The 2414-nt window shown below is 59.8% G+C and carries 1 protein-coding gene; it reads right to left on the bottom strand.

Translation table 11 applies throughout. The features are described from left to right. Window positions 1-276: 276 nt before the first annotated feature. The coding region (locus DX909_RS29235) for a sialate O-acetylesterase (RefSeq protein ID WP_164851457.1) at window positions 277-2414 on the bottom strand (2138 nt) is incomplete at its 5' end.

Raw genomic sequence — 2414 nt, 5'->3', positions numbered from 1 at the left:
GCAGCGGGGCCGGCCACTGCTGCCATTTCACGGCTACCTGAGCGTGGGAAAATTGATGGAAAAGTAGAGACCAGACAAAAAATAAGACCGTAAAAGTTTTCCTCATAGAGTCGTGCGTTGGCGTTTCCGATTTTTAGATAAAAATCCCGCTTCAATGCCCATTGAGTCAACTTTTTGCATGAAAGAATTCAGTTGTTTTTATTAATCGGTGACAAATGCAGGAATCAGCCGGTTTTTCGGCTGATTCTGCCGGGAATCCGGGAAATTGGGGGCTGTTTACCGAAGGATGACCGCCCGTTTTACCACCGCTTTTGACCCCGAAAAGAGGGTTACCACCATCCACTGGCCGGCTCCGGGCGCGATGCGACCCCGCTCCTCCTGCCACTGCCCCGTACCCCGCACCGCTGCTTTCCACCAGGTCCGGCCGTTCAGGTCGGTCACCCGGAGTTCTCCCTCCTGCCCCGCCGGCAGCCGGAACCGAAGCGTCAGCGGCCCGTCGGTCGGGTTGGGCGATGCGATCAGACCGGGCTCCTCAACCGGGGCGGCTTCCGCGTTCAGCCGGGCGCCGGGGGCACAGGTGACCCGGCGGGGGCCGTTCTTCAACAGATAGGCGGTATCTTTTACCCGGACGGTCAGGGTCTGGACCTGCCCGTTTCTGAGGGAAGGCGGGAGGGCGAAGGTGAAACTATGCTGGCCGTTGCCCTTGCCCGCATTTTTCAGATCCTGCCGGAAATCCCCGGCCGACACCGTACCTACCACGCCATTATTGGCCAGAATCTCTACCGTAACGACCGCGTTCGGCAGGTTTTTGTTGAACACCCAGCCGCCGAGGCTGCCGCAGTCGGCCCGCTCGAAGAAGCCTTCGTAATTGCCGTTGGCCGGATTGGCCGGCGGATCGACCGGAGGGGGCGGGGGTGGTGGTGGAGGGGGCGGGGTCACGACGGTATCCGGCGGGGCGGGGGCTCCCGCGCAGGTCAGCACTTTCGGGCCGTTGAACAGGAAGTAGGTGGTATTTTTCACCCGCAATCGAATCGACTGGGGCAGGCCATTTTTGAGCGAAGCCGGGGGCACGATGCCGTAACCGTGCAGGCCGTTGCCCTTGCCGGATTTCCTGAGGTCTTCCCGGTATTGGTCGGCCGACAGCGTAGCGACTACGGTCGAGCCGGAAAGGAGTTCGAGGGTAACGACGGCATCGGGCCGGTTTTTGTCATAGACCCAGCCCCGGATCAGCCCGCAGTCGGCCGCGTCGATATAGCCCTGATAGTTGCCGTTGGCGGGGTTGGCCGGCGGATCGACCGGGGGCGGAGGGGGTGGTGTTTCGGTTCCGGAAGACCCGGAAGGGGCCGGCCCGATCGGAAACCGGCAGAAGGTCAGCGCCCGCATGCCCCGCTGGTTCCGGATGAAGGGCCCGGGGAAGGGTGTTTTATAAAAATTCGGAAGATACGTGAGGTCCTTTGCCTGTGAGGCTCTTTTCAGCTTCAGAATCACCTTATTGGCCTCCACCGTTATGGTGTCGATCAGGCGGTTCTGCTGGCCGTTGTTGTAATCGAAGTAGATAAAATCGCGGATATCGAGCAGAGACTGGCTGCCGTCGGGGTTCTTCACCAACGTGTCCTTCGTGTAGGTCATGCGGTGGTCGGTATCGAACTCCAGGACGACCTCCTTCTGTTCGGCGGTCCGGTAATAGGCTTTCCGGATGGAGGGCGAGGAGATGCCCGTCCCATCGGACGATTTGTAAAAATCCCGGGCGATGAGCCGGAACAGCTCCCGGGCAAACTGAAAATGTCCGACCTGTCGGTAATGAACACCATCATAGCCCGGCAGCCCGACGGTGGCGATGGTTTCAGTCCGTGGGTACAGTTCCGGCACTCTCCGCTGGAAATCCCGCAGCGGCCCGGCTCCCTTGTTGGCGTCGGGCAGCAGGTTGAGCTGGGCGATATAGCATTTCCCAAGATTCGGATAATCGGCCTGCCAGTTGGTGAAAAGGGTGTTGAAATAGGCTTCATATCCGGTGGTCGAACTACCGCCGGCCTCATTCTCGCCCTGCCGCCAGACGAAGGCTTTGATCCGGTTGGCAACCCCGGCTTTCCGGGCCCAGAACAGCAGCCGGCCGTAGAGGGTCTTCGGATCGGCGGGGTTAGCCGGGTTGCGGTTTACGTGACTCTGCATTGAGGAGCCGCCCAGGGCTCCGTTGATGATGCAGGTGGGCATGTTGTAGGTTTCCAGGATGAGCCGCTGGAGTTCGGTCCCGATCAGGCCCACCTGCCCTTCCTGAATATTGGAAAGCCGCCAGAGCGTATCGGCCGGAAAGGTGGCGCTGTTCCCGAACGTCCGAACGAAAATGTTATGATATGTATAGTTGCTCGGGTAATATTCGGTGATGTTCGACTGGCCGTTGAAGAGAAAGACATCCC

Source organism: Larkinella soli (assembly GCF_003703975.1).
Classification (GTDB): Bacteria; Bacteroidota; Bacteroidia; order Cytophagales; family Spirosomataceae; genus Larkinella; species Larkinella soli.
The sequence above is the reverse complement of the archived record's forward strand: the minus strand, read 5'-3'. Positions and strand labels throughout refer to the sequence as shown.